Raw genomic sequence first — 22,800 nt, 5'->3', positions numbered from 1 at the left:
GGGGTTTCCTTCGAAATGGTGGCGGATCGTTTTTGGGCAGCAACCAACGGCCGGCGGGGTTTGTCCGCCGGCTGATGGCCTCTGGCCTCTCAGGCTGTCGTGGGGCTCGGCGCGTCGTAGAGCGTGCCGTCGCGGAGCATCGCGAAGAGGACGTCGCAGCGGCGCCGGGCGAGGGCGATGAGGGCCTGGTTGTGCCGTCTGCCCTCGGCGCGCTTCCGGTCGTAGTACGCCCGTGACAGCGGGTCCTTCAACGCCGCGAATGAGGAGAGGAAGAAGGCCCGTTTGAGGCTCTTGTTGCCCTTCTTGGACGGGTGGTCGCCGCGGATCGAGGTTCCCGACCGCCAGGTCACGGGGGCCAGTCCGGCGTAGGAGGCGAGGTGTCCGGCGGTCTTGAATTCCTTGCCCGCAACCTCGGTGAGGATGCGCGCTTCCGTCCTGACTCCGACCGCCGGCATGGAGGTCAGGACGGTGTGAAGAGGGTGGGCCTCCACAAGCGCTTCGACCTGGGTGAGGATCTCCTCCCGGGCGGTGCGCAGCTGTTTGAGCATCGCCGCCAGCTGGGGCAGGACGATGCCTGCCGCGCCAGTGCCGGCGACCACGACGCTCTGCTCATTCAAGGCGGTGAAGACGTCCGCCGCCCAGCCTTTCCCGGCCCGCGGAGCATGGCGGGACAGGAGCGTGGAGACCCGGTTTTGGCCGGCCTTGCGCAGCGTCGCGGGCGTGGGGTATTTGATCAGCAGTTCGGCCATGGCCGGGTGGTCCAGGTGCTTGCCAATGACTCGTTCCAGGGCGGGGTGGACTTGGGTCAGGAGCCCGCGGATCCGGCTTGAGGTGGCCGTGGCCTGTTTGGCTAGATCGTCATCAAAACCGCATAGCATCGACAGCTCCGCGGCCTGCTCGTCGGCGACCACGATGGAGCGTAGGGTGTGCGGCAGGGACCGGGCGGCTTCGGCAATTATTGCCGCGTCTCGGGCGTCCGTTTTGGCCTCGCCGGGGTGCAGGTCCGCGATGCGCCGCATCGCGAGCCCCGGCAGGTAGCCGACCATGATGCCTTCCGCCTGGGCCACGGCGACGGGCAGGGCGCCGATGGCGGAGGGCTGGTCGACGACCAACAGGACCCGTCCCTTGTCGGCGACGGAGCGGATGATGGCTTGCAGTTTTGCCTCGTCCTGGGGCAGCGCCCGGTCGAGGATCTTCTTGCCCTGGCGGTCGATGGCGACCGCGTGGTGATTGCTCTTGCCGACATCAACACCGATGAAGATGTCGACGAGTTCATGGTCTTTGATCAACGCAAACCTCCCAGAATTTGTGTCCGTCAAATCTGTGTTGGCATGTCCTGCGGCGGCAAGGCTCGGCATCCACGTTACGGCTGACCTGCACGGTGTTTCATTGCGCTGGTCCGGTCCCCATTAGCGATCCCCTGGCGCCTATCGAGTCCCGGTGACAACACCCCCCGGATCATTGATGACTGGGGGACTTAATCATGCCGGGACCGACAGGCCAACAACCCCAATTCTTACTCGTTACGGGCTACTAAAAAGGTAACGGGGACCCGCCCCGGCCAGCAGTACCGGCAGCCCCATGCCTGACGCCCACATCCACGGCCTGAGCGTCAGCAGCAAAACCGGCCAGGTGCTCCTGGCCACCCACGACGGCCTGTTCGACATCACGAAACAGCCCGCCGCCAAAATCGGCGCCACCAACGACCTGATGGGCTTCACCGGCGGCACCGCCCACGGCGTCCTCTACGCTTCCGGACACCCCGGCTCTGGTTCCGACCTCCCGAATCCGCTTGAGCTGATCAGGTCCACCGACGCCGGGAAAACCTGGGAACAGCTCTCCCGGCAAGGTGAATCCGACTTCCACGCACTCACCGCCACCAAATCCGGAATCGTCGGATTTGACGGTACACTGAGCACCAGCCCGGACGGGAAAACCTGGAACACCGTGGCCGCGGATTTCGTCCCCGCCGCCCTCGCCGGAAGCCCGACCGGCGACTGTCCTGGCCACTACCCCGCAAGGGATCCGCCGCTCGACTGACGGCGGTAAAACCTGGAACACGGTGAACTCCGGACCGGTGGTCCAGTTCGCCGCCTTCGCCAGCCCCGGCGAGGCCGTCGGAGTCGAACCCGACGGGACAGTCCACTACTCCGCGGACGCCGGCGGGACCTGGACCCGAAAGGGCCGAATCCAGGACGCAGTCCAGGCTGTGGCCACGGTGAAGGGTCCCGAGGTCAATCCCTCGATCTGGGCAGCCACGGCCGGTGGGCTTGTCATCTCCACCGACGGCGGATTCACGTTCCTGCCCGCCGACGACGGCTCCTGACCGCTGTTCTTCCCTCCCGGTCTTCTAATCGTGCTGGCCAAGCGCATGCTTCGCTTGCAGACCCGGCCCGGTCCCGGCCGGAGGGAGGTGGCTGACGGCGTGAGTATCACGGGTCCAGGGTGGGGGCATGACGGCCGGGCAGGCCGGCCCGCCCAATCACGCCGTGACAGGAGCTGCATGATGACCCACCGCATCACCGCCATGCTCATCGGATGCGTCGAACAACCGGCCTACGGGCCGGGACCTCGGACTCTACCTGTCAGCCGGCGCCGCGGGGAGAATAGGAGTACCAACTCTTGGAAGCGGAAGGCGCCGGTCATGATGTGGGGTTACGGACAAGGCATGGGGTGGATGTGGCTCTGGGTGCCTCTCCTGCTCATCGGGGTCGCGCTCCTGGTGCTGCTGGCGGTGAGGGTCGCCGGAGGAGGCATCCGCGGCCGTTACGGACCGGATGGCCCGGATGGGACCGCCGGTCCGGCGCACATGGGAGGGAGCAGGGCCCGCCAGATCCTCGAGGAACGCTTTGCGAGAGGAGAGCTGACCGCGGACCAATACCGCGAGCAGCTCAAGGTTCTCGGCGAGGGCCGGTAGTTGCAGCCCATCAGCCGCCGCCAGGCGATTCTTCTGGGCGGACTGGGAGCTGCGGGGACGGTTGCCGGCGGGGCCGGGCTGATCTGGACACTGACCTCCCCTTCCGGGCCGGTCAGCGGAGGTGAGCTGACCCAGCCGCAGGAGGAGCGGAGCGCTGACGGGCAGCTTCAGGTCCGGCTCGAAGCTGCACCAGGGCAGATCCTGCTTGCCGGACGGCAGGCCACCGCTTTTGGTTATAACGGGTCCGTCCCCGGCCCAACACTTCGCGTACGAGCCGGCGACGTCCTGAAGATCAAGCTCGTCAACAATCTGGTCCAGGCCACCAACCTGCATGTGCACGGCCTCCATGTTTCCCCCGAGGGCAACGGGGATAATGTCTTCGTCTCAGTGGAACCCGGCAGCAGCTTCGACTATGAATACAACCTTCCCGATGATCATCCCCCTGGCACGTACTGGTACCACCCCCACCATCACGGCATGGTCGCCGACCAGATCTTCGGCGGCCTCTTCGGAGCGATCATCGTGGAGGACCCGGAGCCCGTCGAGACGAGCGCGGAGCGGGTGCTGGTCGTTTCCGACACCACCATAGACGGTACGGGGAACGTCGCTGCAGTCCCGGCGATGGAACGGATGATGGGCAGGGAGGGTCAACTGATTCTGGTCAACGGCCAGAGCGACCCGCAATTCAGCGCCCGCCCCGGGCAACGGGAGAGATGGCGCATCATCAACGCGTGCGTGGCCCGCTACCTCCGGCTGCGGCTCGACGGACAGCAGCTGCAACTCCTCGGCATGGACTTCTGCCGCTTCCCGAAACCGGAGACAGTGGATGAACTGCTGCTGACGCCCGGAAACCGGGCAGACCTCCTCGTGACCACGACGACCGGCGATTCCGTGCTGCGTGCGTTCTACCAGAACCGGGGAAGCATGCCGGGCATGATGGGACCGGGATACAGTGCACGGAACCCTGCAGACCAGCCGGACGGCGCCGCGCTGGCCACTCTCCGCGTGTCAGGCGAACCGGCCGCACCCCTGACGGCCGTGCCCGCCTATCGGGGCCTGGGAGACCTGAGGTCATCTACCGTCTCGGCACGCCGGCAGGTGATCCTGGCAGCCGGCATGGGCATGGGCGGGGGCGCCGGCATGATGCGTTTCACCATCAACGGCAGGGAATTCAACGAGGCCAGAACAGATACTACGGTCGCGGCCGGAAGCGTCGAGGAATGGACACTGACCAACACCAGTCCCGTGGACCACCCGTTCCACCTGCACGTCTGGCCGATGCAGATCATCGAGGAAAACGGCCAAGGATTGGATACCGCCGTCTGGCAGGACGTGGTGAACGTACCTGCAAACGGTCGGGTAAAGATCAGGGTGGCTTTCAAGGACTTCCGCGGATGCTCCGTCTACCACTGCCACATCCTGGACCACGAAGACCTCGGCATGATGGGCGTCATCGACGTACGGTGAGACAACGTGGGCTGGGAAGAGTGGGTGTATCCCCTGTGGGCAACACAGATTAGGTGGGACCGCTTTCATCCGTCCTACCGACGCCGCAATTATGAGACACAACCACGGGATGCACCCGTCCTGCCGAATCTGCGCCGATGCCTGCCTCCACTGCGAAGCGGTCTGCGGGTCTTTCTGGCCGCCGGCTAAGGCGTGTGGGATTGGTGTCCGCTTCTCGGGGCGCCCGAGGGCTGGGCAGGCTGCAAGGCGTCAAGGGTGACTTTGACCAGCCTGAGCACGCCGTCGTGGGAGGTCAGTCCTGCTGCAGCTTCAAGGGCATGAAGGCAGAAGGCCGCCAGCTCCCCCGGGGCCACATCAGTGCGGAACACGCCCGCGTCCGCGCCCTCTTGAAGCAGTCCCGCAAGGAAACCCTGGAGGTGTTGCCGGGCCAGACCAGCGTGTCCGCCCCCGTGCAGCCTTGCTGCCTCGGCATCGCCGTGGCCGGAGTGCGACAGGAAAGCATAGGCATGAAGCACAGCTTCAAGCTGCTGCCGGACCCCCACAGTCCGGTCCCTGATCTGGATCAGCTCTGTGAGGTGGGCCTGGATCTGGCGCTCGTGCCAGGCCAGCAGGATGGACTCAACGTCCGGGAAATACTTGTACAAGGTGGCACGGCCTATCCCTGCTGCCTGGGCGATCGCGGACATCGTCACCCCGGCGACGCCCTGGCCGGCCACCAGCTGAGCGGCGGCGTCCAAAACGGCCCCCCGGACAGCATCTCGGTGGGTCTCGATGGTCGCGTTCCAGAGCTTGGGCATGCCGAATCATACAACGTGACGCGCAATGGACAGGCTGACGCTTTCAATACATACTGTCTTACAAAGCCAATCGAAGGAGAGCCATGACGAACCTGGACTCCAACCCCGACACATCTCCCACTGACAGCGGAGAAACCCCGCGTCACAAGACACCCTTGTGGGTGAAGGGATTCCTTATCGCCGCAGCTGTACTGGTGGTGACCTTCGCGGTCACACACCTCAGCGGCGGAATGGCCATGAACCACACACCTTGAAGGTGCTGCCCCCCGCAGTCCGCAAGGCTGCGCTGACCATCCACATCATCTCGTCCGTGGGCTGGCTCAGTGCTGTCGCTGGATTCTTGGTAATGGCCGTTGCAGGGCTGACATCCGCTGACGCGCAGCTGGTCCGCGCTGCCTACCTCGGGATGAACCTCATCGGCTGGATGGTCATCTTCCCGCTGAGCCTTGCGTCCCTGCTCTCGGGAATCATTCAGGGTCTCGGTACCAAGTGGGAGGGCAGATAACACGGCTGGCTTCGAACTCGCGCTGCGAACGTTCACGCTGCGCCGCGATCCGCTCTCCAGCCAGTGGCTCCTGGAAGTCCATCGCCGACGGGTACTGGGCCGCGGTGAGATTGAACTGGCAACCCATCAGCGACGAGACCTCGGAAGGAATCAGGACGGAGTTCGCTCTCCCCTCGCTCGAGCAGGTGCGTGGCAGTCTTACTGAGGTGATGAATGATCCGGAACCGGTGATGCAGCAGCTCGTCCGCGTCCTCATCGGAGATGGGACATTCTGTCCAGGCTTCCAGTTCATCGACCGTGGCCAACTCCACCCGACAATCACCGGCCTGTTCCGGCATGGACCTGCGGATCCCGCCCAATTACTTCACAGTCTGGATGGTCACACCGGCCCGGGACCTGAACGTGGCGCAGCCGGTGGATTCTATGAATCGAGCGCAGCAGCCGCATCGCGCCTCAGAGGGCGTCGCGGCCCAACTGCCTGGAGGCCGGCGGGGCACCTAGGATTGGCTGGGCTGACGAATATCGCAACACTCGGGGGCGTGACTGCCGGCCTCTCGTTGCCAGGAGCGGCCATTCTTTCCCTGACAGGACGAGCAGTTCATGATCTCGTTCAGTAGTGTGAGCCTTGGATCAGGGAATACCGCCGAACGCAGCTCTCAGGTGGGAGCGCCTTGGCCGATCGAAGGAATGACGATGAAGGCGCTTGTTTATCACGGTCCCGGCCAGAAGGCATGGGAAGACGTACCCGATCCCAGGATTCAGAAGCCGACCGACATCATCGTGAAGATCGAAACTACGACCATTTGCGGCACTGATCTGCACATCCTCAAAGGCGACGTTCCAGCAGTCGAGTACGGTCGAATCCTCGGGCACGAGGGCGTCGGCACGATCACTGAAATCGGATCCGCAGTTGCAGGCCTCACGATCGGCGACCGAGTAATCATCTCGTGCATCTCTGCCTGCGGGCATCTCGACTACTGCAGACAGGGAGTCTACTCCCACTGCCTGGGCGAAGAGGGCGCCCCAGGCATCGGTTGGATCCTCGGGCACCTCATCGACGGGACACAGGCCGAATTCGTGCGCGTCCCGTACTAAGAGACTTCCGTTTACAAAATCCCCGACAGCGTCAGCCCCCAAGCGGGAACATTGCTGTCCGATATCCTGCCCACAGGCTGCGAAATCGGCGTGCAGTACGGGGCTGTCAAGCCCGGTGATGTCATCGCCGTGATCGGCGCCGGTACCGTCGGGCTCGCCGTCGCCAACGCCGGGGTACACGGCAAGGGTGTGGACCTGCCGCTGGACAGACTCTGGATCTCGAACATCACCATCACCACGGGCCTGCTGAACACCAACACGACTGGTACGCTCCTCAAGCTCGTCGCGCAAAAGAAGTTGCCCGTCGACCAATTCGTGAGTCACGCGTTCGATCTCAATGACATCGAAAAGGCATACGACACCTTTTCACGGGCCGCCGAAACAAAGGCGCTCAAGGTGATGCTCAACGCCTGAAGCATCACCGAAGAAGTTCACAACCAAAACCCCGGGCCCCCACCCTGCCTAGGAAGGGACGCTGGAGCCGCGGCGTGCTCTGTTACCGCGGGCAGGTAGGGTGCTTCAGGACCGCCGCCCGGGGCCTGTCGGCGTCGGCGAGGATTGTCGGCGGTTGCGCCGCCGGATAATCGTCTTGCGGATTTCTTCTGCCCATAGAACCGAGGAACCCACGAGGAGGGCCAGCCCCCACTGGGCTGAGCTCATGGCCGTGGTGTCGAATAGGCCCTGCAGTACTTCCAGGTTCACCACCATAATCTGGAGCACGATCACGGCGATCAATGATACCCAGATACTGCGGTTGGTGAAGGTCTGTCTGGAGAAAACAGAGGCTGAGTCTGAGCGCACGTTGAGCAGGTTGAATACCTGGTAAAAGACGAAGGTAGTGAACGCGAGGGTGGTTGGCAGGGCCGGGTCCGCTGTGTTCTCCGGGAACAGGGCGGGAGCCAGCACAAGGACGGCGATGGTCCCGGCAGCCATGACCGTGCCGAGACCGAGGATCCGCAGCAGACGGTCTCTGGTCAGCAATGGTTCGCCAACGGGCCGCGGTTTCTGCTTCATGATGTCCGGCTCCGCCGGGTCAACACCCAGCGCCAACGCGGGAGGCCCATCCATGATGATGTTCACCCAGAGGATCTGCAAGGCGGTGAACGGCGCGCCACCGGCCAAGCCGAGCACACCGGCGGTGAGGAAGATCAGAACGAAGCCCCACGCCGTTGTCAGCTGGAATTTCACGAACTTGATGATGTTCGCGTAGACCCCGCGGCCTATCTCTACCGCGATGACAATGGTGGCGAAATTGTCGTCGGTCAGTATCATTCTGGCCGCGCCCTTGGACACATCGGTTCCGGTGATACCCATTGCGATGCCGATGTCTGCCTGTTTCAGTGCCGGGGCGTCGTTGACGCCATCGCCCGTCATGGCCACGACGTTCCCGCCGTCCTGCAGGGCCTTGACGACGCGGATCTTATGTTCCGGGGCGACCCGGGCAAGCACGCCATAACCCGCGACGCGGCGGGTGAGCTGTGCGTCATCGAGCCGGTCCAGGTCAGTCCCGGCCGCCGCCTCGCCGCGGATGCCCAGGCCAGCGGCGATAGCCGAGGCCGTGACCAGGTGATCTCCGGTGATCATGTGGACCTCGATCCCGGCCTCCCGTGCCGTGGCGATTGCCGCGGCGGCCTCGGGGCGCGGCGGGTCGACAATTCCAACCACGGCGTAGACCGTCAACCGGTCCGCCGTGAGCCGGAGCTCCTCGGGGTCCTGCGGCAGGTTCGAATCGAGCCGGCGCCCGGCGATTAGCAGCGTGCGAAGACCTTCCCCTGCCAGTGCCTGGACCTCCTCATGGATCCGCTGGCGGTCAGCGTCGTCCAGCAGGCGGATCCCCGTGTCGGTCAGGACGGAATCGGCACGTTCCATCAGTACGCCGGGTGCTCCTTTAGCGAAGCAGCGGAAGCGGGCGGGAGCGGTGTCTCCGCCGGTGAAGTTCTGCCGGTGGAAGGTGGCCATGAACTTGTAGTCCGAATCAAACGGGATTTCAGCCACACGGGGGTGCTCCTTTCGGGCACCCTCGACGTCAATCCCGCCCTTCTCGGCGAGTACAACGAGTGCGCCTTCTGTAGGATCTCCCACGAGTTCGCCGTCCTTCACCGAGGCATCGTTGCACAACGCCATGGACAGGAAGGTGTCCGTCATCGCCGGAGGCGGGCCGCCATCTCTGCTCAGGATTTTGCCGTCTGTCGAATAGCCGTTGCCGGTGATCCGGAAGCTGCGTCCGGCGACGAGCAGCCGCCGTACGGTCATTTCGTTGAGCGTCAGCGTTCCGGTCTTGTCCGTTGCTATGTGGGTGGTGCTGCCGAGGGTTTCGACGGCGGATAGCTGCTTGATGATGGCTCCGCGCCGGGCGAGCCGAGAAGCGCCCATGCTCAGAGTGAAAGCGACGACGGCGGTCAGGCCCTCCGGGATGGTGGCTACTGCGAGGGAGACTGCGGTGATCAGCAGATCGGACCAGGGCTGGCCCCGGGACAATCCGAGTATGAAGACGATGGCGACGACAACGAGGGCGACGATCGTCAGCGTCCCGGCAAGCTGATCGATCCGCCGCTGCAGCGGGGTTTTCTCGGTTCCAGCGCTACCGAGCAATGAGGCGATGCCGCCGATCTCGGTGTCCATTCCGGTAGCCGTTGCCACCATGACGGCGCGCCCACGGCTGATGTCGGTGCTCGTGAAAATCATGTTCGTCCGGTCCGCCAGGACAAGATCCGGGTCGGTCAGCATCTGGGTGGTCTTGTCTACGGGCTGGGACTCACCGGTCAGCGCGGCTTCGGCAACCTGCAGCCTCACAGCCTCGATCAGTCGGCCGTCCGCAGGGACCGAATCGCCGGCGTCCAGCAGCACAATGTCTCCTGGCACCAGTTCGGAGTTGGAAATTTCCTGCACGCCCCCGTCCCGGCGCACCCGGGACGTGTCCACAGTCATCTTCCGCAGCGCCTCCAGGCTGCTGTCCGCCCGGCTCTCCTGAACGTAGTTAAGAACCGTGTTGAGGATGATGACCGCCAGAATCACGACGGGCGTTTCCCATTCCCGGGAGACCGTGGCGCTCACTGCGGCGGCAACGACCAGCAGGAGAGTCATCTTCTCCGCCAGAAGCCGCAGTACTTTTTTCCATGCAGGTTTCTTTTTGGCCTCAGTCAGCACATTGGGCCCGTGCTCCAGCTGCCGTGATTCTGCTGCAGCTGTGGTCAGCCCAACAGAAGGGTCTGTCCGGAGGGCCGCTGCGGTGTCGACCGCCGACAGTGTGTGCCACGACTGCCCGGCGGAACGGGACGCTGGGGAGGTACTCGCTCGTGAAGTGCGGGAATCGCTGGAAACCATGGGAAAACTCCTCGCAACGAACCGGCCCGCGGGACATACATCCTGCGAGGCCCAGCGTATAGGACAAAAAAGGATGCAGTCTTTTGCCCAACCAGACCTAAAACCTCGGCACCCACGAATGTTGGAAGTTGCATCGAAACAGCCGCGGCCCGGCCACTGTTCAGTGCCGAAGCATCGACCTTGAGGACATGGTCAGGAATATTCCAATCCTGGGAACCATGCTGAGGATGTTCCGCCTCTGGGCTGCGACGGATAGGGCGGGGATTTTGGACTTATCGTCCGCAAGTTCGCCGAAGGGTACGGAATCGTGAACAGCCAGATCGTGGTCGGTGTCGACGACTCTCCTGCGGGCAGCGCTGCCGCGGAATGGGCCGCCACCCTGGCCGCCCATTTTCATGTCCTCCTCAATCTGGTGCGCGTCGTTCCGACTTCTGGGTTCTTCCAACATGCAAGCCGGTATCTGGAGGCCGTGAACCACGGGCGGAGCTGCTGGCCGAGGAGGCTCGTCGGCTATCGGCCCAGGATCCGGAGATCACAGTCACCACGACCTTGAGGACGGGTGAGACCGTCCCGGCCTTTCGGGCCCTCTCCAAAGATGCGGGCATGATCGTCCTGGGAACGGACAGAGGACCGGACAAGCACGGTGAGGGGTTCGGATCGGTCAGTTTTCAGACCGCCATCCTCAGCGACTGCACAGTGGCCGTGGTCCCGCCGGACGGTCCAGACGGGAGGACCGGTGTCATGTCGGCACCGACGGTTCCACCGACTCGGCCATCGCGGTGGAACGGGCAGCCATGGAAGCGCACCAGCTTCGCCAGGACCTGACGCTGGTCCACACTTGCGTGGGCCATGACGCACCCTCAGCCACAGGCTCCGAGGGCCCGACTGGGAAGCCCACGGTTGCCTGCGGTGTGCTCTCCGCAGCCGTCGCCGGCGCGGCCAGGAACCATCCCGATCTGAACGTGCACCCCGTTCTTGATACCGGCAGGCCGCCGGCGGACGCCTTGCTCAGGGCAGCCGGGCGCCCTGCTGCTGGTCATCGGCTGCAGGGGCCAGGGAGGACTGAAAGCCCTGGTGCGCTCGGTCGCCGGTGAAGTCCTCCTGTGTAGCAGTCAGCGCCCGACACTGATCACCCGCTCGGTTCCGCCGGGGAGGACTCCGTTCTTGTAGTAAAAAGCAGTGCCGTGCTCTAGCAGGGAGAACGCGCTGTGCTGCCGCGCAGCCTTCCGGGGTTGCGTCCAGTTATTGTCCGGCTGCGGTCTCGTCCTTCGGTTTGCTCCGGGCTTCGCGCTGGTGGTGCTCCAGCTTCTCTTCCGAATCCCGGCGGCGCTGGCCCACTGTGCGCATCTGGTTCGTGGGCGGCCTTCGGTGATCGACCAGAGGGGCCCTCTGCTCAGGTTCTTCCTCGTCGTCAGTGGCGGATCGGTCCCGACGACGTCCCGTGTTCGCGCTCATACCTGCATCGTCCCAACTTGACCGCGCATTTCCACCGTACACCACCGAAAAAGTCATGAAGAACCAGAACGGGCAGATCGCGAGCAGGAACAGTGACGGCACCGTCAGGCGAAATTGCCCTTGACGAGGGCCTCCCCTGGCGAAGGACGAAGCCCCCGGTCTGGAAATTCAGACCAGCCTTCTGTACGGGCGGGCCCCGGAACGAGCTGCTGCTCGTTGATCTTCGTCAGCCGTTCAATTTCGGCTTTCGCTGCCATGTCGGTGTCATAGTCGTGCTGGGCCATGGCCGAGGCAATGGCATCCTGGCGTTTGGCGGCGATCAGGAGGATCGCGCCCCTGGAGACCGGCAAGCATGGACAGAAACAGGTTCAGCAGAATATAGGGGTAAGGATCTCAGGCACGGCCAGCCATCGCGAAGCTGTTGACGGCGGACCATAGGATCATGAAGAGAATGAATCCGCCCACGAAAGGCCAGCTGCCCATACCGTGCAAATAGTCGGCCGCCCGCTCCCCCTTGGTCAGGGATGACTTGTGCAGGGCATGCCAGGTGGCTTTTGCTCGCTCATGATTCAGCGTAGCTCCTGCCCGCTCATCGAAGCGTCCAACAGCACCGGTTCGAGGAACCGCGCAGATCCTACAGGGCGGTAGGCTTACCCCCGGAACGCCACGGGTTCAGCCCGCCGCGGTGCCCGTTTCGTGCAGCACGAACTTCCGCATCTCGCCCGCGCCCAAATGGACCTCGTCAGAACCGACACGTACGCAGACAGCGGCTGCGTCTCCGGGTGCTGCGGAAACAGTCAAGGTGCCGTGGTCGAGGCTGACTTCGAGCAACTGGTCCCGGTAGCGGACACGGAAGGAAACTGACTTTATTTCTTTTGGCATTTTTGGGGCGAAAAGGAGGGCATCCCTGGTGATCCTCAGACCGGCGAAGCTGCGCTGGATCACATCGATCGTTCCTGCCATGGCGCCAAGGTGGATACCTGTGTGCGTGGTGCCTCCCTGCGTGTCGTCAAGGTCGGCGGTGAGCGCTTCCCGGAAAGTTCTCCAGGCCCGGTCCGGGTCCATGGCTGCCAGCACCGAGGCGTGGGCCACGCGGCTTAGGGTGGAGCCGTGGGCCGTGCGTGCCAGGTAGTAGTCCACTGTCGCCGCGAGCTGGTCCGCGGTGACGGTGTAACCCAGCTGGGCCAGGAAGAGCATCAGCTCCTTCTCGCCCAGGACATACAGGAGCATCAGCACGTCAGCCTGTTTGGCCAGCCGGTACCGATTGGTGCTGTCGCCCTCGGCTTCCAGAATCAGGTCGAGGCGTTCAATGTTTTTGTATCTGTTCCGGTAGTGCGCCCAGTCGAGTTCCTGCAAGTGTTCGTAACCGTCGAACTGGCTGATGATGCCTCCGCCGAAGAACGGTACAAACATCCGTTGGCTGACGCGCAGCCAGGCTTCCATCTCTGCCGGATCTATGGACAGGCGTCCCCGTAGATCCTCCAGGTCGTGGCCGTGAAGCATCGTCATGATCTCGTGGGCCTGTTCGCAGACCCATGCAGCCATCACGTTCGTGTAGGCGTTGTCATTCAATCCCCCGCCGGGGCTGTCCGGGTAGCCTGTATGGTATTCGTCCGGGCCCATGACTCCGCGAAGATGGAAGCGGTCCTCTTTGTCGTCGTATTCGGCCATGGAGGCTACGAGCCGCGCCACTTCCACAACCAGCTCGGCGCCATGATGCAAGAGCCAGCCCCGATCCTGCGTGGCCAGGAAATACTGCCATGCGTTGAAGGCCACGCCCAGGCCGGCATGCCGCTGAAGATGGGAATAGTCCGGCACCCAACGGCCGGACCGCCGGCTAAAAAGCCAACGGGGTGTCTCTTCCCTGCCGTCGCTGCCGCTCTGCCACGGGAACAAGGCCCCCCGGAACCCCGCTGCGGCCGCCGCTTCCCGGGCCGCCGGCAGCCTGCGCCAGCGGTAGTCAATAAGGGAGCGGGCAACGGAGGGCATCCGTGAGGTAAGAAGGGGCAGGACGAAGAGCTCATCCCAGAAGATGTGCCCGCGGTAACCCTCCCCGTGCAGCCCGCGGGCGGGCACACCGGCATCCAGTTCAGCCGTGTGCGGGCTCAGCGTCTGCAGCAGGTGGAAGACATGGAGATTCAGGATCAGCTGCACCTGGGGGCTCCCGTCGATGGTGACGACGAACAAGTGCAGCAATCTTCCCCAGGCGTTCTCGTGCTCGGAGAGCATGCCGTCAAAGCCCTGCCCGCTGGCCCTGAGCACCGACCTCGCACCGGATGCCGGTGAGGAGAACGCGCGGTCGCGGGAAGTCACGATTGCTGCCATCTTGGTCACCATCAGCGGCACGGCGTCCGTCAGCGGGACGTCGAAGGAGCGGTAATACAATCCCGCTTCTTCATCGGGCGCGCCGCTGCCTGCCTGTCCGGAAACCCGGGTCTGCAGCGCTGTTGCGATCCTGATATGGCTTTGGCTCGTCTCAACTTCTATCACCGGGGTCGGTTCTGCTGGCCCGGACACCTCGAGTACGGCCAGATGATGGTGGGACAGAAGCGCGTCCTCCGGCACATTTTCGTTGGTCACCCCGGTATCCACTCCGCTGCGGATTCTCACGGACGCGCTCCAGCCCCTGGCAGTGAAGACTGTCTCCAGCGCCATCAGATGAGGCTGGGCCATCGATACGAACCGGCGCTGAACCACCTCCAGCCGCCGGCCGTCATCTGCCTCCAGCACGACTTCCCGCCGCAGAGTGGCCCGAAGCAGGTCAAGCACACGCCGCTCACGGCGGATCTTCAACCCGCCCCGGGACCACCAGTGCGTCTCGTCCAGCCGGACGTCCAGCACCAGCCAGTTGGGGATATTGACCATGTGTTCGTCTTCCGCGGCCTGGCCTTCCACGGTACTCACCAACCTGTTGTAGACACCGGCGAGGTAGGTGCCCGGATAACGGACCTCGCTCATTCCGCCCTCCGGGGCAGCCCCACGCACGGCCAGGTACCCGTTCCCAAGCGTGGTCAAAGCTTCCCGGTGCCCTTCGTGGGCCGGATCATAACCTTCATACACAAGGCGCCACGGGTCAGTGAGAACACGTCCCAGATCCAGCTCGCTCACGTCGTTCAACACAACGTCGGCACCTGCCGCCTCCAGCTCCGCCCTCCTGCTAGAAACCCTGTCTATCCCAACGACGAGCCCGAATCCCCCTCGGTGTGCCGCTTCGACGCCGGCGACGGCATCTTCGATCACCACGGCGCGGGCAGGAGGGATCCCCAACCGGTGCACGACTTCAAGGAATAATGCCGGGTCGGGTTTTCCTGCAAGGCCCAACTCGCCGGCAATGGCACCATCCATGACCAGGTCGAAAGCATTGGACAGGCCAGCGGCTGCCAGGACAGCGGACGCGTTCCGGCTTGATGTTGCAAGGGCCACAGGAACCCGTCCCGACCGCAGCCTTTCAAGCAGTGCGACCGTTCCCGGGAAGGCCACCACACCCTCACGTCCCAGCCGCTCCCTGAACAGCTGGTTCTTACGCTCAGCCAGGCCACGGACCGACCATCCGCCGGCAGGATCCAAGGCGTCACCCATAGGCAGTTCAATGCCGCGGGAACCCAGGAAGGCTTGCACACCGTCTTCCCGGGGCCTGCCATCCACATACCTCTGGTAATCACTGCTGCTGAAGGGCTCCCTCCGTGCCCTTGGCGGGACGCGGCGGTCCTTCAACACCTCATTGAAGAGGTCCCTCCACGCTGCCTCATGCACAGCGGCCGTGTCCGTTACGACGCCATCCAGGTCAAAGATCACAACGTCAAAAGGCGACAAAGCGGCAGCGGCCGTAGGTGAATCCGTCATGACTCATCCCTACCAGCCATCAGAACTAGCGGCCAGTGGCATTGGATCCGGTCACCACACCTTGGTACGTCAGGATCAACGAAACCGAGGCCATTCTGCCCTCCGCTAGACGCAAGCATGATGCCCTTCATCAATGGATGACCATCCAACACCCGAACGCCGACAGGCACAGCAGTCACGGAATCCTTGACTGGCATTGACCGTATCCGGATCTTCACGGACAAGTTTTTGTCAACCACCTGTGGTTCCGCCGGGCTGACCGGTTGGAGTTCGTCGAACCACAACACGGTGGATGCCATGCCCATGCAGACCGCCCAGTGGGCCGCGTCCAGGGACGCGGTCCCGAAGGCCTGTTGCAGCAGCGGGCCTTCCACCACGGCGAACTGAAGTACAGCCGCGAGCAGGACGGCGCCCCACAGCCACTTGTTGACGAAAAGCCGGTGGAACGCGCTGGTTGTGACGGAACGTGAGTTGAAGGCGTTGAACAGCTGCGCGAAGACCAAGGTGGTGAACCCGGCGGTACGGGCCACGTCCAGGGAGTCGCTGCCGTTGACGAGACCGCCGGGCAGGAAGATGTCGATGGTCAGCAGCGTCACGATGCCCATGACCAAGCCGACGGCCACGATGCCGGTCCACAGCCGCCGCCCGAGGATTGCGGTCGGTCATTTTCCCCGGCGCACGCGCCATCACGTCGTCTATTTCCGGATCCACTCCTATCGCCAGCGCGGGCCCGGAGTCGGTGACGAGGTTGATCCACAGAATCTGGGTGGCCAGCAGCGGCAGCGCCACTGCCTCGTCGCCTGCACCTGCCAAACCCATGGTGCCGGCGAAGACCACGCCGAGGAAGACCGTGAAGACTTCTCCCATATTGGAGGAGAGAAGATAGCGCAGGAACTTTTCGATGTTGTCGAAGATGACCCGGCCCTGGCGCACCGCGGAGACGATGGTGGCGAAGTTGTCGTCGCCGAGAATCATCTTCAAAGCTTCCTTGGTCACCTCGGTTCCTGTGATGCCCAGCCCATGGCAATGCCGATGTCGGCGGACTTCAGGGCCGGGGCGTCATTGACGCCGTCTCCTGTCATGGCAACGACATTGCCCTGCGCCTGCAACGCATCGATTACCTGACGCTGTTGGGCGAGGACACGCGCGCGTAGACGGATGTGGAGCCGGTGACGGCACGCAGCCCCGCATCGTCGAGTTCATCGAGCTGGGCTCCAGTCAGTGCCTTGTCCCCCGGTTCGCAATTACCCAGATCGCTGGCAATCCGGGCGGCGGTTACGGGGTGGTCACCGGTGATCATCGCCACGCGGATGCCTGCACGACGGGCCTCCGCCACGGCAGCCGCCGCTTCGGCACGGGGCTGGCCAATAATGCCGGCGACGCCCAGATAGACGAGGGCGTTCTCATCCGCTTCGTCGATCACGTCCGCTTCGTGACGGTCTTGCTCCCCGTACCGGCGGTAGGCCACGCCCAGGGCGCGGAAGGCCTGCGCCGACAGAGCCTCGACGTCGGCCAGGGCCTTGCTGCGCAGCGCCCCATCCAGCGGGACAATGTCCGCCCCCACCTGCATCCGTACAGGGCCCCAGGAGGACATCGGGGGCACCTTTGGTGACCAGGTCGAGTTCGTCGAACTCCTTGTGGCACGCCAGCGCTGACATCAGCTTCCGTTCTGAGGTGAACGGGATTTCGCCCTGCCGTTCGAACTCCCCGACGCGTTCGGTAACCCCCGCCAGCTTCCGGGCAGCAACCAGGAATGCAGCTTCCGTCGGGTCGCCCTGGATCTGCCACTGGCCGTCGTGTTCTATCAGCTGTGCATCATTGACGAATGAGCCACCCGCCAGGACCATGCGGGCCTCCTGCAGTACCACCGGATCGCTGGCTTCACGGGTTCCTTGCAGAATCTGGCCTTCGGGCCGGTACCCGGCGCCGGTGAGCTCGATCTGCCCCGATGCGGTGACGATCCGGCCGATCGTCATCTCGTTGCTTGTCAATGTTCCGGTCTTGTTCGAGGCGATGACCGAGGCGGAGCCAAAGGTTTCCACCGAGTGGAGTTCCTTCACGACCGCATTGCATCTGGCCATCCGCTGGACACCGATGGCCAACACGACCGACAAGATGGCCGGGAGCCCCTCGGGCACCGCGGCCACCGCCAGCGAGACACCCAGCAGCAGCACGGTGACCAGATCCGCCAGCGACGAAACCTCGTTGATGAGCACGATGGTCACCATCACCAGAACCGCGATGACTATCACCGTGATGCCCAGCAGTTTGCTGACCCCCGCGATTTCCTTCTGTAGCGGCGTCGGCTCGGACTCGGTCCGTTCCAGCATGCCCGCAATGGCGCCCACTTCGGTTTCATGGCCGTCCCGGTGACGACCGCGCGGCCGCGACCCATCCGAAGTTGACCTGCTGCCCAAGGAAAGTCATCTCCCGATCCGGCGTTGAAGGGGCTTTGGACCCCCCCTCCATGATCCGGACAGAACAACAGCCGGGGCCGAAGGAGCCGGATCCCGTCACCAACCTCCGTGGGTAAATGCAACTAGGGCGGAAGACACATACGAAGGGGGCTGTTTTTAGGCCATACTGACGGCATGAACGCTGCGGCGGGAAAGCCGGACCGGATTCTCCTTGTAATCGTGTCCGCGATAGCCCTGTTGGTGATCGTCGCGCTGGCGGTCGTTTTCACCCGCGGGGAGCCAGAAGTTCTGGACGAGTCGACACCCCAGGGAGTCGTCCAGCGGTACAGCACCGCCGTCATCGAAGGCGATATGGCCACAGCCAGTTCCTACCTCACGGAAGCGGCCAGTTCCTTGTGCCGCGGTTACCAGGAAAGCGGCCCGCCGCCCACCCGGGTTGTCTTGATCTCGACCACCGAGAGGGACAACACGGCAGTCGTGAGAGTCTCGGTTGTCGGTTCAGGTCCTGGCGGCCCGTTCGGACCATCCGAGTACGAGATGGAGGACCGCTTCTCCCTTGTGAAGACCGAAGGCAGATGGCTGGTCGACCAGGCACCGTACCAGCTTCTATCCTGCGCAGGATCGTCCGTGAAACCATGAACTCCCAGGTTTCGACGACGTGGTCAGCGGCACGTTCCGCCCAACTCACCCTCCGCCGCCTGATCCTCTACGTACTGCTGTTCGCCTTGGTGGTGATCGCGGCAATAGGGCTAAGCGGCCTTTTGGAGCGCCTGTTCAGCACGGGAGCAGTGCTGGTATCCACTGATGTGGCCGGACTTGCCCGCTCCCTTGCCTTCACGCTGATCGGAGGGCCGCTCGCGGCCCTCCTGTGGTGGGTTGTCTGGAAAAGGCTCGACGACGGCGCGGAGCGCGTCTCAGCGGGGTGGGGCCTCTACCTTGCCGCCGTCTACGCGGTCTCCCTGATCGTCTTCGTCACGGCCCTCCTGGGGATGGCGGCATCCTTTATCGGCCAGCTGGAACCCCAGTGGTATTCGCCTTTGTCCGTTGGGCTTGTCTGGGCCGGAGTATGGTTCTGGCACCGCTGGATGTGGCGGCACGCCGTCAAGCATCCCGTTAATCTCGACGACGTCCCTGCCGTCATCGGTTCGGTTTTCGGGTTGCTGGTGGGAGCGATTGCCGCCATCACCGCCTTGGGTAGCTTGCTCGACGTCGCGATCCGGGGCTACACCAGCCTGACCCCGGGTACGGAGGCGTGGTGGCAGTCCGTGCTCCGGGCCCTGGTTTGGGCAGGCGGCGGAATTTTCGTGTGGTGGTGGCACTGGTTCAGGGGCGGCGGACGCAAACTGGAGACCGCCCTGGTGGATGTGGCGCTGATTGGTGTGGGGATCTTCGCTGCGGGCATCACAGCGCTCGGTAGCGCCGGCGTCGTGGGTTTTGTGCTCCTGAGAACGGCATTCGACCGGGGTGACCCGATAAGCGAGCTGCTGGCCCCGCTGGCTCCGGCTCTCGCCGGTGCTACCATCGGCGCCTTGGTGTGGCGCTATCACCGCGTCAGCGGGGCTCACCGTTCTGTTGCCACCCGGCGTGCGAGCCAGCTGGTGACATCAGGGGTTGCCCTGGCGGCAGCGGCCTCCGGCATTGGCTTGGTCATCAATGCAGCGCTTGCCATGGCGGTTTCACCCCTTGCGGGGAGCGGCACGCGCACCCTCCTGCTGGGTGGTATCAGTTCCCTCGTTGTGGGAGGTCCGGCCTGGTGGCAGGCCTGGAAGCCGGCAGGGCAACCGCAAACCGCGGATGCCATTCCTCCCGGCAGGCGCGTCTACCTCATTGTGTTCTTCGGCATTAGTGCCGTGGTGGCGCTCATCGCCCTTCTGGTGATTGGATACCGGCTCTTCGAGTTCCTCCTAGGTGATGTGACTGGAGGCAGCGTCCTGGAACGTATCCGCGCGCCGCTCGGGCTCCTGGTAGCCGCCGGATTCGTTGCCGCGTATCACTTTGCCCTGTGGCGGCGCGAGCACGCCCTCCTGGCGGCGGCATCCCCGGCCAAGGCGCACACCATCGAACAGGTCACCTTGGTGACCGCCTCCTTCCCGGAGCCATTGTCCAAAGCCATCACCGACGCGACCGGCGCCAAAGTCGCCGTGTGGACGCGTGCCGACGCGGAACGCGAAGCGCTGCCGGCGGAAGGCGACCCGTCGGAGGAACCTGAGCTGGTCCGGCGGGTGCTCGACGCACTTTCCGGTGTCACGGCCAAGCGCGTTCTGCTGGTGGTCGGTCCGACTACCGGCCAGGGGACTCCGATCGAGGTAATTCCCCTGGAAACAACATGAAAGTGGAATCAACCAGCCGTGGTACCGGTCCGCCGCGTTCCTGATCATGGCGTGGGTGACCGGCGCGGCCGCCGCTCTGGGCGCCGGCGCGTGGTTGACAGTGCGGGCGGTGACCAGACCACTACCGGGCTCTCGAACCGGGTCCATGCCCTGACACCGAAGGCGTTGAGCCGCAGATCGAACCTCAAGCTTGTACGGGAGTATGTAGACGCGGCCGCCGAACTGGACGCCCTTGACGACGTCATTGCCGACAGCAATGCGTTGTTGAACCGCTCGTACGCCTGGCCCAGTGCATGGGACCGCCAACTCTCGCCGTTCCGGAGCGACCTCGCCGGTCTGGAACAGCTGCTCAGCAAACGCCACGGTCAAGGTGACGCTGCCACTGCAGCGGCCTCAGCACCGGCGTCGGCAGTGTCAGCACAGGCAGGGGCGGCGGCGGAACCACAAATTGGAAGCAGCGGGGGAAGCTTTTCAGGCTCCGGCAGTTCCTCAAGTTTCCAGGTGACTTTTGGCCCTAGAGGTCCGCCTTCCGACACCGCAGGCTGGAGGCAGCAAGCAGGCATACGAAGGGAAGCGGTTATGGAGGAGTCAACATTGCAGGATGCCAGATTCGTTGTGGGGGTGGACGGATCGGAGGCCTCGGTGGAAGCCCTCCGGCAGGCCCAGCGGCTGGCTGTCCCGGTTGGTGCCAAAGTGCTGGCCACCGTTTTCTGGGATGATCCGCAGGTTTACGCAGGATATGTGGCAATGGGCATAGACCGCTTCGAGGAGCGTGTGGAGATGATCCTCAACGAAGCCATGGAACAGGCCTTCGGGCAGGAGATTCCGCCGAACGTCATTCCACGCGTCGTCCGGGGGCACCCCAGGGACTCACTTATAGACGCCAGCCGCCACGCGGACATGATCGTTGTTGGCAGGCGCGGCCACGGAGGATTCGGAGGCCTCCTTCTGGGGTCCGTCAGCTCAGCCTGTGTGGCCCACGCGCACTGCCCCGTCCTAGTTGTTCATAGCCCCGACACAGACAAAAAGGAAGACCAGCCGTGAGAACGTCTAAACCGATCGCGGTCGCCACCAACGACTCTCCGCAAAGCCAGGCAGCCGTGAAGTGGGCTGCACACCGGGCTACCCGCGCCGGCCTGCCGCTGATCATTCTGCACGCTGTTGACGACCGTTGGGTGGCCGAACCCATCCCGTGGACCGCGATGCTGGTGGAGAAGGGCGAAGAACTGCTGGAAGCCGCTGCCGGGCGCGTAAGGGGCACCGTCCCGATTGAGATCACCACCAAACTCCTGGAAGGCAGCGTCGCCGGCGCGCTGGGTAAGTACTCCACCAAGGCGTCCATGCTTGTGGTGGGCTCCGGCGGCACCCATTTGGGTGGTTCGCTCACCGATCGGGCCCTGCAGGTCGCCGCCGCGGCGAAGTGTCCCGTCGCCGTCGTCGGAATGCATGACCTTGAAGGCCGAAGCGGAGTACTGGTGGGCGTGGACGGTTCGGAAGAAGCCACCCAGGCCGTTGCGTTCGCTGCAGCGGAGGCAGACAGGGAGGGCCAGGAGCTTACGGTGCTGTACGCCTTCAGCGGCCCCAACCGCTGGGTCAAGGCCGGCCTGCCGACCAGCAGCCTTGCCGAACTGATTGAGGAAGAGGAGCAGATCGTTCTGTCCGAAGCGGTGGCCGGGCTCCGCGAGGATTACCCGGACCTTGTGGTGCACAAGATTCTGGAAAGCGAAAAGGAACCGGCGGAGGCGCTGGTGCAGGCCGCGGCAGCCGCGCGGCTGCTCGTGGTGGGAAGCCGCGGCCGGGGCGGGTTCAAACGGCTGCTGCTCGGTTCCACGGCCCACGCGGTTCTGACGCATCTGCCCTGCCCTGCCGTGATCACCCCTATCCAACGCAGGAAGCACAAGTAGGAGGAGCCCCAGCATGCAAGGCAACGGCTCAGGACCGGAAACAGAAGTCCTCGACATACATAACTGCTGGAAATACCTCCGTTCGGCTTCGGTCTGCCGGGTCGCCGTAACAACGGCTGGCGGGCCCGAAATTTTCCCCGTGAACTACGTCCCCGACTATGGGACAGTCGTCTTCCGTACGGGCCCGGGTACCAAACTGGATGCGGTGCTTGCTGAAAGTCCGGTCGCGCTGGAAGCCGACGGCCTGAATAGCTACGGAACCATCGCATGGAGCGTCATCATCAAGGGGACTGCCAAGGTTGTGGGCACGCAGGAGGATTTCCGGGAAGCAGCCGACGCCGGGCTGTCACCCTGGGAGGCGGGAAGCAAGGACCACCTGGTGCGTGTAACGCCCACGGAGGTCAGCGGCCGTCGGTTTGTCATCAATCCCCCGTCCGGCTGGTGGCCACCGCTGGACTCAGCACGGAAATAAACGTCCCGGCGACAGGGGAAGTCACGCCAGGTTTAGCCTTGATCCACCGATCCGCCTGGGCGGATGAGCTGAATTCGGTTTCGGCTCGTTGTGCGGGCGAAGGGCGTGCTGGGGTGCCGGGCCTCGCTGCCCCTTGAGTGTTCCACTGGTTGTTCTGGTCGCGCCGTGCGACTGGGTTGACGGGGGTCAGGCAGGTCGCGGCGGCGGGTAGAGGTGGTCGGACAAGGCCTGCCATGGTGTTTTCCAGGGCCAGGCTTCGGGCAGGTGAAGACGG

At 64.0% G+C, this 22,800-nt stretch carries 24 protein-coding genes and 3 pseudogenes; 15 read left to right on the top strand and 12 right to left on the bottom strand.

The window, feature by feature from the left end; all coding sequences use genetic code 11:
- Positions 1-89 precede the first annotated feature (89 nt).
- Complete coding sequence (locus NG698_RS20375) at positions 90-1,358, bottom strand: IS110 family RNA-guided transposase (RefSeq protein WP_374210106.1); 1,269 nt, start codon at positions 1,356-1,358, stop codon at positions 90-92.
- Positions 1,359-1,581: 223 nt separating this feature from the next.
- On the opposite strand from NG698_RS20375, the gene NG698_RS21865 reads away from it, so the two are divergent.
- The 4 genes from NG698_RS21865 to NG698_RS20360 all read left to right on the top strand — a co-directional run bounded on the left by NG698_RS21865 (position 1,582) and on the right by NG698_RS20360 (position 4,384).
- The gene (locus NG698_RS21865; protein WP_308293060.1) at positions 1,582-2,040 is read left to right on the top strand and encodes a beta propeller repeat protein; all 459 of its coding nucleotides are present in this window, start codon (positions 1,582-1,584) and stop codon (positions 2,038-2,040) included.
- A 22-nt stretch (positions 2,041-2,062) separates the two neighbouring features.
- Complete coding sequence (locus tag NG698_RS21860; protein WP_308293059.1) at positions 2,063-2,326, top strand: beta propeller repeat protein; 264 nt, start codon at positions 2,063-2,065, stop codon at positions 2,324-2,326.
- Between the two features lie 318 nt (positions 2,327-2,644).
- Entirely contained in the window at positions 2,645-2,917 is a 273-nt protein-coding gene (locus NG698_RS20365; RefSeq protein ID WP_252603889.1) for an SHOCT domain-containing protein, read from the top strand.
- On the top strand, positions 2,918-4,384 hold the full coding sequence (locus tag NG698_RS20360) for a multicopper oxidase family protein (protein ID WP_252612004.1): 1,467 nt from the start codon (positions 2,918-2,920) through the stop codon (positions 4,382-4,384).
- Positions 4,385-4,569: 185 nt separating this feature from the next.
- Here NG698_RS20360 and NG698_RS20355 read toward each other — a convergent pair whose 3' ends face one another.
- Positions 4,570-5,181 (bottom strand): TetR/AcrR family transcriptional regulator, encoded by a 612-nt coding sequence (locus tag NG698_RS20355; RefSeq protein WP_252603893.1) that lies wholly within the window; start codon positions 5,179-5,181, stop codon positions 4,570-4,572.
- A gap of 83 nt (positions 5,182-5,264) precedes the next feature.
- On the opposite strand from NG698_RS20355, the gene NG698_RS20350 reads away from it, so the two are divergent.
- From NG698_RS20350 to NG698_RS20340, 3 genes and pseudogenes are all read left to right on the top strand, one after another.
- The gene (locus NG698_RS20350) at positions 5,265-5,435 is read left to right on the top strand and encodes a hypothetical protein (RefSeq protein ID WP_252603895.1); all 171 of its coding nucleotides are present in this window, start codon (positions 5,265-5,267) and stop codon (positions 5,433-5,435) included.
- A 2-nt stretch (positions 5,436-5,437) separates the two neighbouring features.
- Positions 5,438-5,686: a hypothetical protein gene (locus tag NG698_RS20345; protein ID WP_252603897.1), complete on the top strand. Its 249-nt coding sequence runs from the start codon at positions 5,438-5,440 to the stop codon at positions 5,684-5,686.
- A 693-nt stretch (positions 5,687-6,379) separates the two neighbouring features.
- Positions 6,380-7,195 (top strand): annotated as a pseudogene (locus tag NG698_RS20340) (alcohol dehydrogenase catalytic domain-containing protein).
- 105 nt (positions 7,196-7,300) lie between these two features.
- Here the strand turns inward: NG698_RS20340 and NG698_RS20335 are convergent.
- Positions 7,301-10,105, bottom strand: a complete 2,805-nt coding sequence (locus NG698_RS20335; RefSeq protein ID WP_252612002.1) for a cation-translocating P-type ATPase — start codon at positions 10,103-10,105, stop codon at positions 7,301-7,303.
- 307 nt (positions 10,106-10,412) lie between these two features.
- Between NG698_RS20335 and NG698_RS22010 the strand changes: the two genes are divergently transcribed.
- Positions 10,413-10,658, top strand: coding sequence for a universal stress protein (locus tag NG698_RS22010; RefSeq protein WP_374209959.1), 246 nt, complete (start codon positions 10,413-10,415; stop codon positions 10,656-10,658).
- Positions 10,659-10,773: 115 nt separating this feature from the next.
- Here the strand turns inward: NG698_RS22010 and NG698_RS20325 are convergent, their stop codons facing one another.
- Positions 10,774-10,956: a hypothetical protein gene (locus NG698_RS20325; protein WP_252603608.1), complete on the bottom strand. Its 183-nt coding sequence runs from the start codon at positions 10,954-10,956 to the stop codon at positions 10,774-10,776.
- Here NG698_RS20325 and NG698_RS22005 point away from each other — a divergent pair.
- Positions 10,900-11,199, top strand: a complete 300-nt coding sequence (locus tag NG698_RS22005; RefSeq protein ID WP_374209958.1) for a hypothetical protein — start codon at positions 10,900-10,902, stop codon at positions 11,197-11,199. The genes NG698_RS20325 and NG698_RS22005 overlap by 57 nt on opposite strands.
- A 148-nt stretch (positions 11,200-11,347) precedes the next feature.
- On the opposite strand, the gene NG698_RS20320 is transcribed toward NG698_RS22005, so the two are convergent.
- The 8 genes and pseudogenes from NG698_RS20320 to NG698_RS20285 all read right to left on the bottom strand — a co-directional run bounded on the left by NG698_RS20320 (position 11,348) and on the right by NG698_RS20285 (position 17,751).
- Positions 11,348-11,560, bottom strand: a complete 213-nt coding sequence (locus NG698_RS20320) for a hypothetical protein (RefSeq protein WP_252603605.1) — start codon at positions 11,558-11,560, stop codon at positions 11,348-11,350.
- A 104-nt stretch (positions 11,561-11,664) separates the two neighbouring features.
- Complete coding sequence (locus tag NG698_RS21855) at positions 11,665-11,910, bottom strand: hypothetical protein (protein ID WP_308216225.1); 246 nt, start codon at positions 11,908-11,910, stop codon at positions 11,665-11,667.
- A 322-nt stretch (positions 11,911-12,232) separates the two neighbouring features.
- A complete protein-coding gene (locus NG698_RS20310) occupies positions 12,233-15,403 on the bottom strand; it encodes an HAD-IA family hydrolase (RefSeq protein WP_252611998.1) in 3,171 nt (1,056 codons plus the stop codon).
- Positions 15,400-16,026, bottom strand: a complete 627-nt coding sequence (locus NG698_RS20305) for a cation transporting ATPase C-terminal domain-containing protein (RefSeq protein WP_252611997.1) — start codon at positions 16,024-16,026, stop codon at positions 15,400-15,402. Before NG698_RS20305 ends, NG698_RS20310 begins: the two co-directional genes overlap by 4 nt.
- Before the next feature lie 94 nt (positions 16,027-16,120).
- Positions 16,121-16,222: pseudogene (locus NG698_RS20300) on the bottom strand (cation transporting ATPase C-terminal domain-containing protein); the annotation flags it as partial.
- Between the two features lie 173 nt (positions 16,223-16,395).
- The gene (locus NG698_RS20295; protein ID WP_374209957.1) at positions 16,396-16,485 is read right to left on the bottom strand and encodes a hypothetical protein; all 90 of its coding nucleotides are present in this window, start codon (positions 16,483-16,485) and stop codon (positions 16,396-16,398) included.
- Between the two features lie 35 nt (positions 16,486-16,520).
- Positions 16,521-16,901: an HAD family hydrolase gene (locus NG698_RS20290; RefSeq protein ID WP_509908530.1), complete on the bottom strand. Its 381-nt coding sequence runs from the start codon at positions 16,899-16,901 to the stop codon at positions 16,521-16,523.
- Positions 16,807-17,751, bottom strand: coding sequence for an HAD-IC family P-type ATPase (locus NG698_RS20285; RefSeq protein ID WP_252603593.1), 945 nt, complete (start codon positions 17,749-17,751; stop codon positions 16,807-16,809). The genes NG698_RS20290 and NG698_RS20285 overlap by 95 nt, the downstream gene beginning before the upstream one ends.
- Positions 17,752-17,994: 243 nt before the next feature.
- Here NG698_RS20285 and NG698_RS20280 point away from each other — a divergent pair, with 243 nt between their 5' ends.
- From NG698_RS20280 to NG698_RS20255, 6 genes and pseudogenes are all read left to right on the top strand, one after another.
- Positions 17,995-18,459, top strand: a complete 465-nt coding sequence (locus NG698_RS20280) for an LpqB family beta-propeller domain-containing protein (RefSeq protein ID WP_252603591.1) — start codon at positions 17,995-17,997, stop codon at positions 18,457-18,459.
- Positions 18,456-20,150, top strand: a complete 1,695-nt coding sequence (locus NG698_RS20275) for a DUF5671 domain-containing protein (protein WP_252611994.1) — start codon at positions 18,456-18,458, stop codon at positions 20,148-20,150. The genes NG698_RS20280 and NG698_RS20275 overlap by 4 nt, the downstream gene beginning before the upstream one ends.
- A gap of 18 nt (positions 20,151-20,168) precedes the next feature.
- Positions 20,169-20,486 (top strand): annotated as a pseudogene (locus NG698_RS21850) (DUF5129 domain-containing protein); the annotation flags it as partial.
- 243 nt (positions 20,487-20,729) lie between these two features.
- Complete coding sequence (locus NG698_RS20265; protein ID WP_252603618.1) at positions 20,730-21,194, top strand: universal stress protein; 465 nt, start codon at positions 20,730-20,732, stop codon at positions 21,192-21,194.
- A complete protein-coding gene (locus NG698_RS20260) occupies positions 21,191-22,054 on the top strand; it encodes a universal stress protein (protein WP_252603587.1) in 864 nt (287 codons plus the stop codon). The genes NG698_RS20265 and NG698_RS20260 overlap by 4 nt, the downstream gene beginning before the upstream one ends.
- Before the next feature lie 13 nt (positions 22,055-22,067).
- Positions 22,068-22,526 carry a pyridoxamine 5'-phosphate oxidase family protein gene (locus NG698_RS20255; RefSeq protein ID WP_252603586.1) on the top strand — a complete coding sequence of 153 codons (459 nt, stop codon included), beginning with the start codon at positions 22,068-22,070 and terminating at the stop codon, positions 22,524-22,526.
- Positions 22,527-22,800 lie beyond the last annotated feature (274 nt).

The sequence above is a fragment of the Pseudarthrobacter raffinosi genome, assembly GCF_023913735.1.
GTDB lineage: Bacteria > Actinomycetota > Actinomycetes > Actinomycetales > Micrococcaceae > Arthrobacter > Arthrobacter raffinosi.
The sequence above is the reverse complement of the archived record's forward strand: the minus strand, read 5'-3'. Positions and strand labels throughout refer to the sequence as shown.

Excerpts from the sequence above, each read along its gene's own strand:
- NG698_RS20350 (WP_252603895.1), top strand. The coding sequence starts at position 5,265 with ATGACGAACCTGGACTCCAACCCCGACACATCTCCCACTGACAGCGGA.
- NG698_RS20325 (WP_252603608.1), bottom strand. The coding sequence starts at position 10,956 with ATGGCCCACGCAAGTGTGGACCAGCGTCAGGTCCTGGCGAAGCTGGTG.
- NG698_RS20335 (WP_252612002.1), bottom strand. The coding sequence starts at position 10,105 with ATGGTTTCCAGCGATTCCCGCACTTCACGAGCGAGTACCTCCCCAGCG.
- NG698_RS20310 (WP_252611998.1), bottom strand. The coding sequence starts at position 15,403 with ATGACGGATTCACCTACGGCCGCTGCCGCTTTGTCGCCTTTTGACGTT.
- NG698_RS22005 (WP_374209958.1), top strand. The coding sequence starts at position 10,900 with ATGGAAGCGCACCAGCTTCGCCAGGACCTGACGCTGGTCCACACTTGC.
- NG698_RS20295 (WP_374209957.1), bottom strand. The coding sequence starts at position 16,485 with ATGACAGGAGACGGCGTCAATGACGCCCCGGCCCTGAAGTCCGCCGAC.
- NG698_RS20275 (WP_252611994.1), top strand. The coding sequence starts at position 18,456 with ATGAACTCCCAGGTTTCGACGACGTGGTCAGCGGCACGTTCCGCCCAA.
- NG698_RS20365 (WP_252603889.1), top strand. The coding sequence starts at position 2,645 with ATGATGTGGGGTTACGGACAAGGCATGGGGTGGATGTGGCTCTGGGTG.
- NG698_RS20320 (WP_252603605.1), bottom strand. The coding sequence starts at position 11,560 with ATGAGCGCGAACACGGGACGTCGTCGGGACCGATCCGCCACTGACGAC.
- NG698_RS20265 (WP_252603618.1), top strand. The coding sequence starts at position 20,730 with ATGGAGGAGTCAACATTGCAGGATGCCAGATTCGTTGTGGGGGTGGAC.
- NG698_RS20255 (WP_252603586.1), top strand. The coding sequence starts at position 22,068 with ATGCAAGGCAACGGCTCAGGACCGGAAACAGAAGTCCTCGACATACAT.
- NG698_RS21865 (WP_308293060.1), top strand. The coding sequence starts at position 1,582 with ATGCCTGACGCCCACATCCACGGCCTGAGCGTCAGCAGCAAAACCGGC.
- NG698_RS20355 (WP_252603893.1), bottom strand. The coding sequence starts at position 5,181 with ATGCCCAAGCTCTGGAACGCGACCATCGAGACCCACCGAGATGCTGTC.
- NG698_RS20280 (WP_252603591.1), top strand. The coding sequence starts at position 17,995 with ATGAACGCTGCGGCGGGAAAGCCGGACCGGATTCTCCTTGTAATCGTG.
- NG698_RS20375 (WP_374210106.1), bottom strand. The coding sequence starts at position 1,358 with ATGCCGAGCCTTGCCGCCGCAGGACATGCCAACACAGATTTGACGGAC.